Consider the following 6,734-nt stretch of genomic DNA (forward strand, 5'->3'; position numbering starts at 1 on the left):
ATACGCACCGCTCGCGCCGGACGACCGGCAGATCCTGCCCGCTCGGTGCCCGTCACGTGGCGTGTTCCGCCCGCTCGGGCCGGCAGCCGGGATGAGCGGGCGCGACACGCCCGGCCGCTCGCGTCCGGGTCGCACGAAGTGCCGCGCCGCGCGCCCCCGACCGGCCGTTCCTTCGACCTCGGCAGCACGCACTCGGCGTGTCGTGCGACCTCAGCGGACACCGCGGCCCTGGAGGCGCGGCACCCGCCCGCCGTGCACCTCACGCGGGCACTCTCGTCACGTCCACCGCGCAGAGCGTTCCGTTGTGCGCGTGCCTGGCCTCAGGTCGCACGAACTGCCACTTCGATCGTTGCCGACCGGCCGTTCGTGCGACCTCGACCGCGCACACGCGGCGCGTCGTGCGACCTCGACCGGCGACTCCGGCAATCCCGCGCACACGAGCGCCGCGGCCGGCAACCCCGGGCGCACGGCCACGAGCGCCCCCGCCACTCGACGTCCGACCCCCTACGAGCTCGCCGCCGCCTCGGCGTCCGCCCGCAACCGCATCCGCTGCGCGTCGATGTCCACGAGCTGCCGCTGGATCTCCGCACGCCGATCGGCCTGCTCGTTCGGGTCCGCCCGCTGCAGCTGCCCGAGCAGCGACGCCTTGCGCGCGAGCAGGTCCCGCTCGACCAGCGCCACGACGATGCTCCGCGCGTAGAGCGCCAGGTCCTCGTCGGTGCGGGCCGGGATCGGTGCGAGCGCGAGCTCCTGCACGAGCCCGCGGAACGGCCCCGGCACGTCCTGCAGCAACCGCTCGAGCCAGTCCCCCGCGCCGATCGCGTCGACGTTCGCCACGACGGCGTCCCGCACGACGGACAGCATCGGCGCCGAGAAGGTCGCGGCCGCAGCCAACCCGAGGAGCGGCGCCCCGACGTGCCCGGGCTGCTGCACCATCGCCATCACGGCGTCGCGCTCCATCCGCGTGATCGGGTCGTTCGGCAGGAGCCGGAGCCCGGCCACGGGCTCGTCCGGAGCGGCGACCGCCTCGGTACCGGAGCCGGCGTGCGGGGCTGGCGCCGTGCCTCCTGGACGGTGGTCCGTCGTCGACGAACCCGCGCGCTGCCGGGCGCTGTCGACCGCGCGACGCACCTCGGGGATGTCCAGACCGAGCCACTTGGCGGTCTCGCGCGTGTACGCCGTCGCGAGGGTCCGGTCCCGGATGCCCGCGACCACTGGTGCGGCGTCGCGGAGCCCCGCGACGCGCCCCTCGGCCGTCTCGATGTCGTGCGCGGCGAGTCGCCGACGGATGATGAACTCGAACATCGGGCGCTTCGTCTCGATGAGGCGCGTGACCGCGGCGTCACCCCGCGCCAGCCTGAGGTCGCAGGGGTCGAGTCCACCCGGCGCCACCGCGACGTAGGTCTGCGAGGCGAAGCGGCTCTCTTCAGCGAACGCCCGCGACGCAGCACGCTGCCCGGCCTCGTCCGGGTCGAACGTGAAGACGATGTTGCCGAGCTGGGAGAGGTCACGGCCGGCGGAGTCGCCGAGCATCGGCCGGAGCACCTTGATGTGGTCGACGCCGAACGACGTGCCACAGGTCGCGACGGCGGTCGTGATGCCGGCGAGGTGGCACGCCATGACGTCGGTGTACCCCTCGACGATGACGACCTGCTTCTGCTTCGAGATGTCGCGCCGGGCGAGGTCGAGCCCGTAGAGCACCTGGCTCTTGTGGTAGATCGGGGTCTCGGGCGTGTTGAGGTACTTCGGACCCTTGTCGTCCTCGAGCAGCCGCCGCGCACCGAAGCCGATCGTCGCCCCGGTGACGTCGCGGATCGGCCACATCAGCCGTCCCCGGAACCGGTCGTACGGCGACCGGTCGCCCTGGCTGACGAGGCCGGCCGAGACGATCTCGTCGAGCGTGAACCCGCGGCCACGCAGGTGGTCGCGCAGCGCGTCGTAGGACTTCGGGGCGAAGCCGACGCCGAAGTGCTGCGCCGCCGCCGGGTCGAAGCCGCGCTCACCGAGGAACTGTCGCGCCGGTTCCGCCGCCGCCGTGGTGAGCTGCGCGACGTAGAACTGCTGCGCCGCCTCGTTCGCGGCGATGAGCCGTGCGCGAGCGTTGTAGTCGGTGCGGGGCCCGTCGCCCTCTTCGTAGTGGAGCGTGAAGCCGATCTTCGCCGCCATCCGCTCGACGGCTTCCTGGAAGGTCGTGTGGTCCTGCTTGATGACGAAGTCGAAGACGTCGCCGTCCTCGCCGCAGCCGAAGCAGTGGTACCGCCCGACCTGGGGTCGGACGTGGAACGACGGCGACCGTTCGTCGTGGAAGGGGCAGAGGCCCTTCAGCGACCCCACCCCGGCGGACTTCAGGGTCACGTAGTCGCCGACGACGTCGGCGATGTTGACACGCGAGCGGACCTCGTCGATGTCGTTCCGCGCGATCCTCCCAGCCACCCCTCGATCCTAGTTCGTGCGACCGACGTCGGCCGACCGTCGCGGGGACCTGTGGAGGAGGCCCGGAGGCGCGGCTCGACCCCGCCTCGGAGCCGACGCCCGGTGGTCGGCGCGTCCCGAGCACGGTGCGGGTCCGCCGCGGCACCAGCGGCGGGGCCCGCCCACGCCGCGACAGCACTCCGTCAGACCGGGATGTGCACGCTCTCGCGGTCCCCGACCACGAGCCGCTTGTGCCACGCCAGCGCACCCTGGTCGGTGAGGCTCGCCACCTGGTCGACCACGGCCCGGAGCCGCCCGGCATCGTCCGCCGCAGCACGCCAGTCCGCCGCGAAGCCCGGCTCGAGGTCCGCGCTCCCGCTCGCCGCCAGCGTGTCGAGCAGCTCGGTCAGGATGCGGCGCTGGTCCTCGTACACGGGCTGCCGGTTCCCCTGCGTCATCACGAACGCCGCGACGATCCCCTTGAGCACCGCGATCTCGCCGATGATCTCCGGCGGGGTCACGACCGACGCCGCGAAGCGCACGAGGGAGCCCGACGCGTAGGACTCCCGCGTCGCCGCGGTCGCCGTCCGCGCGAACCGACCGATCAGCTGCGAGGTGAGGTTCTTCAGCCGTGCGAGGTCCCGTCGCGACCCGTCGTAGGACGTCATCCAGAGCGGCAGCGAGCGGAGCCGGTCGAACGCCTCGAGCAGTTCGTCGCGGCTGAGGTCCGAGCCGACCCACGCGTGCATCGCCGACACGATGTCGTTCTCGCCGACACGGTCCCCGAGGGCGGCGACGTCGATGAAGCCCGCGACGACGGCGTCCTCGAAGTCGTGCACCGAGTACGCGATGTCGTCGGACAGGTCCATCACCTGCGCTTCGATGCAGCGCTGCCGACGCGGAGCACCGGCGCGGAGCCACTCGAACGCGTCGTGGTCGTCGTCGTAGAAGCCGAACTTGGTGCGGCCGGAGGACGCCTCGGACACGCCCTGCGCGGCCGGCCACGGGTACTTGCAGCTCGCGTCGAGCGAGGCGCGCGTGAGGTTCAGGCCGTACGGACGGTCGTCGTCGGGCCCGGTGCCGTACACCTTCGGTTCGAGACGGGTCAGCAGACGCAGCGTCTGCGCGTTCCCCTCGAAGCCGCCGATGTCCGACGCCCAGGCGTTCACGGCCGTCTCACCGTTGTGGCCGAACGGCGGGTGCCCGATGTCGTGCGCCAGGCAGGCGGTGTCGACGACGTCGGGGTCGAGGCCGAGCGAGTCGGCGAGCTCGCGGCCGACCTGCGCGACCTCGAGCGAGTGCGTCAGGCGGTTGCGGGCGAAGTCGAGCCCCGTCGTCGGGCTGAGCACCTGGGTCTTCGCGGCGAGCCGCCGGAGCGCGCTCGAGTGCAGGAGCCGGGCACGGTCGCGGGCGAAGTCCGACCGACGGTTGCCGTGGGTCTCGGGCAGCCAGCGCTCGGCGTCGGCCGGCCCGTAAGAGGCGGTGGCGCTCATCCGCCGCTGTGGTGCAGCTCGGCGGCGGCGAGGACCTTGCGGAACTCGCTGTCGACGTCGCGCGACTCGAGCCAGCGGTCGGGCAGAGCGGTGCGCTTCGGGTGACCGGCACGGCCGCGGGGGCCCTCGGCGTCGGCACCCGGGTAGGGCGCGTCGTGGTCGAGCTGCCCGAGCAGGTCGTCGATCTCCTGCAGGCTGGACGCCATCGCGAGCCCGGACCGGACCTCGCCGCCGATCGGGTACCCCTTGAAGTACCAGGCGACGTGCTTCCGGATGTCCCGGCAGCCGTGTTCCTCGGAGCCGAAGAACTCGACGAGCAGTTCGGCGTGCCGCTTGAACGCGACCGCGACCTCGCCGAGGGTCGGCATGTACCGGAGCCCCTCACCGCGGAACGCCGCCGCGAGGTCGCCGAACAACCACGGCCGGCCGAGGCACCCGCGCCCGACGACCACACCGTCCGCGCCGGTCTCATCGACCATGCGCAACGCGTCGGCTGCGGACCAGATGTCACCGTTGCCCAGCACGGGGATGTCGGTGATGGTCTCCTTCAGGGTCGCGATCGCCGACCAGTCCGCGTGGCCCGAGTAGTGCTCGTTCGCGGTGCGGGCGTGCAGGGAGACCGCTGCGACACCGGCGTCCCGCGCGATGCGGGCTGCGTCGAGGTACGTGAGGTGGTCGCCGTCGATGCCCTTGCGCATCTTCACGGTGACCGGGACGTCCCCGGCGGCACGCACGGTCTTCGTGACGAGCTCCTTGAAGAGGTCGAGCTTCCAGGGGAGGGCCGCTCCCCCGCCCTTCCGCGTGACCTTGGGCACCGGACACCCGAAGTTGAGGTCGATGTGGTCGGCGCGGTCCTCTCCCACGAGGATCGTCGCCGCCTCGGCCACGGTGTTCGGCTCGACGCCGTACAGCTGGATGGACCGCGGCGTCTCGGACTCGTGGTGCTGGATGAGCTGCATCGACACGGGCGTGCGTTCGACGAGCGCGCGCGACGTGATCATCTCGCACACGTACAAGCCGGCACCGTACTCACGGCAGAGCCGGCGGTACGCCATGTTCGTGATGCCCGCCATCGGCGCGAGCACGACCGGCACGTCGACCTCGATGGGGCCGATGCGCAGGGGCTTCGCCGGACGGGTCGCCGTCCCGGGTGCGTCAGTGATCGTCATACGTCTCCCATTCTCCCACGTCGGTGCACGCCGGTAGCGTTCTCCACATGACGACCGACGCCATCACAAGGTTCGACGACGACGCGCGGGCCCGCGGACTCCGGGTCGACGTGGTCGAACGCCCGGCAGCGGACTCCCTGCAGGGAGCGGCCGCGCTGCTCGGCATCGAGCCCGGCGACATCGTGAAGACCCTCGTCGTGAAGCGGCACGACGGCGGCTTCCTGCTCGCCCTCGTGCCCGGTGGCCGCGCCATCGCGTGGAAGAAGCTCCGCGCCGTCGTGGGCGTCAACAAGCTCTCGATGCCCGACGCCGCCACCGCGCTCGAGGCATCGGGCTACGAACGCGGCACCATCACACCCATCGGCGCGACGGGCGACCTGCCCGTCTACGCGGACGAACGGATCGTCGGACGCCGGGTCGCCCTCGGCGCCGGTCGGCACGGCGCGAGCGCCTTCGTCGACGCTGACGACCTCGTCTCCGCGTACGGTGCGACGGTCGCCGACATCACCGACGAGGAACCGGTCCGCTAGCGGCCGAACGGTCCGGCGGCGCCGCCCGGGGTCACGATCGCGCCCCGTCACGGGCATCGCGCCCGCGAGAGCCGGGGCGCGACACCCGCAACGGGGCGCGGGTGCGAGACCCGCATCGCGGGTCCCGCTCAGTCGGGAACCTCGGTCCAGTCCCCCTCGGCACCGGGCACGAAGCAGCTGTCGCCCTCACAGACCGGCGCACCGCCGGGCGTGACCAGCGTGAGCAGGGCGGGGCGCGCCTCCTGGCCGTCGGACTGGAGGCGCGGCTCGGCCGGGCTCTCGACGCGGACGTCCGTCATCGGGTCGTCTCCGCGTCTGCTGCCGCGTCCTCTGCGGCCCGCTGCTCGGCCTCGGCGACGTCCGACGGGGTCGTCCCGCGGAGGGCGACCACCTGCGTCAGCACCTGCTCGAACGCGGCCGGGTCCTGCGCCCCGGAGACGCCGTACTTCCCGTCGATGACGAAGAACGGGACGCCGTTGATGCCGTACGCCGCGGCCTGGGCCTGATCGGCGCGGACGGCAGCGAGCTGCGAGTCGTCGCGGAGGGTGGCGCGGACCTCGTCGGGATCGAGACCGATCTCGGCCGCGAGGGACGCCAGCGACTCGTCCTGCCCGACGTGCTCGCCGCGCTCGAAGTAGGCGGCGAAGAGGCGCTCGACCATCTCGAGCTGCTTGCCCTGCTCCTTGGCGAGGTGGATCACCTGGTGCGCCTTCACCGTGTTGGTGTGGTGCATCGACTCGAAGTCGTAGTCGAGCCCGACGCTCGCCGCGATGCCGGAGACCTGATCGAGCATCTGCTGCGCCTGCTCGACGGGCATGCCCTTGTGGCCGGAGAGGAACTCGGCCTCGGTGCCCTCGAAGTCCACGGGGGTGTCGGGGCTGAGCTCGAAGGAGTGGTACTCGACCTCGACCGGGGCGCCGTTCGGGGTCGAGGCGAAGGCGGCGACACCGGCCTCGAACTTCCGCTTGCCGATGTAGCACCAGGGGCAGGCGATGTCCGACCAGACATCGACCTTCACAGAGTCGTTCATGCTGGTCGCAACCGGGCCTGCCGCAGCCGCATTCCCGCGCGGGTACGCGCGGCGCGGCGCCGGCCGTCCCGCACATCCGCGCCGTCCGCGCGCCGCGGCG

Annotated in this window: 6 protein-coding genes; 1 reads left to right on the forward strand and 5 read right to left on the reverse strand. The window is 72.4% G+C overall.

Annotated elements, in window-relative coordinates; genetic code table 11:
- Positions 1-504: 504 nt before the first annotated feature.
- The 3 genes from dnaG to dusB all read right to left on the reverse strand — a co-directional run bounded on the left by dnaG (position 505) and on the right by dusB (position 5,074).
- The gene (gene dnaG / locus Q7F20_RS17175) at positions 505-2,433 is read right to left on the reverse strand and encodes a DNA primase (protein ID WP_305741280.1); all 1,929 of its coding nucleotides are present in this window, start codon (positions 2,431-2,433) and stop codon (positions 505-507) included.
- Between the two features lie 182 nt (positions 2,434-2,615).
- A complete protein-coding gene (locus Q7F20_RS17180; RefSeq protein WP_305741281.1) occupies positions 2,616-3,905 on the reverse strand; it encodes a deoxyguanosinetriphosphate triphosphohydrolase in 1,290 nt (429 codons plus the stop codon).
- The gene (gene dusB / locus Q7F20_RS17185; protein ID WP_305741282.1) at positions 3,902-5,074 is read right to left on the reverse strand and encodes a tRNA dihydrouridine synthase DusB; all 1,173 of its coding nucleotides are present in this window, start codon (positions 5,072-5,074) and stop codon (positions 3,902-3,904) included. The genes Q7F20_RS17180 and dusB overlap by 4 nt, the downstream gene beginning before the upstream one ends.
- Positions 5,075-5,121: 47 nt before the next feature.
- On the opposite strand from dusB, the gene Q7F20_RS17190 reads away from it, so the two are divergent.
- The gene (locus Q7F20_RS17190) at positions 5,122-5,604 is read left to right on the forward strand and encodes an aminoacyl-tRNA deacylase (RefSeq protein ID WP_305741283.1); all 483 of its coding nucleotides are present in this window, start codon (positions 5,122-5,124) and stop codon (positions 5,602-5,604) included.
- A gap of 128 nt (positions 5,605-5,732) precedes the next feature.
- On the opposite strand, the gene Q7F20_RS17195 is transcribed toward Q7F20_RS17190, so the two are convergent.
- The gene (locus Q7F20_RS17195) at positions 5,733-5,903 is read right to left on the reverse strand and encodes a hypothetical protein (protein ID WP_305741284.1); all 171 of its coding nucleotides are present in this window, start codon (positions 5,901-5,903) and stop codon (positions 5,733-5,735) included.
- The gene (locus Q7F20_RS17200) at positions 5,900-6,634 is read right to left on the reverse strand and encodes a DsbA family protein (RefSeq protein ID WP_305741285.1); all 735 of its coding nucleotides are present in this window, start codon (positions 6,632-6,634) and stop codon (positions 5,900-5,902) included. Before Q7F20_RS17200 ends, Q7F20_RS17195 begins: the two co-directional genes overlap by 4 nt.
- Positions 6,635-6,734 lie beyond the last annotated feature (100 nt).

This window comes from Curtobacterium sp. A7_M15, from assembly GCF_030705415.1.
Classification (GTDB): domain Bacteria; phylum Actinomycetota; class Actinomycetes; order Actinomycetales; family Microbacteriaceae; genus Curtobacterium.

What these genes read in the sequence shown, in the direction of transcription:
- Q7F20_RS17200 (WP_305741285.1), bottom strand. Translation starts at nt 6,634, where the DNA reads ATGAACGACTCTGTGAAGGTCGATGTCTGGTCGGACATCGCCTGCCCC.
- Q7F20_RS17195 (WP_305741284.1), bottom strand. Translation starts at nt 5,903, where the DNA reads ATGACGGACGTCCGCGTCGAGAGCCCGGCCGAGCCGCGCCTCCAGTCC.
- Q7F20_RS17190 (WP_305741283.1), top strand. Translation starts at nt 5,122, where the DNA reads ATGACGACCGACGCCATCACAAGGTTCGACGACGACGCGCGGGCCCGC.
- Q7F20_RS17180 (WP_305741281.1), bottom strand. Translation starts at nt 3,905, where the DNA reads ATGAGCGCCACCGCCTCTTACGGGCCGGCCGACGCCGAGCGCTGGCTG.
- dusB (WP_305741282.1), bottom strand. Translation starts at nt 5,074, where the DNA reads ATGACGATCACTGACGCACCCGGGACGGCGACCCGTCCGGCGAAGCCC.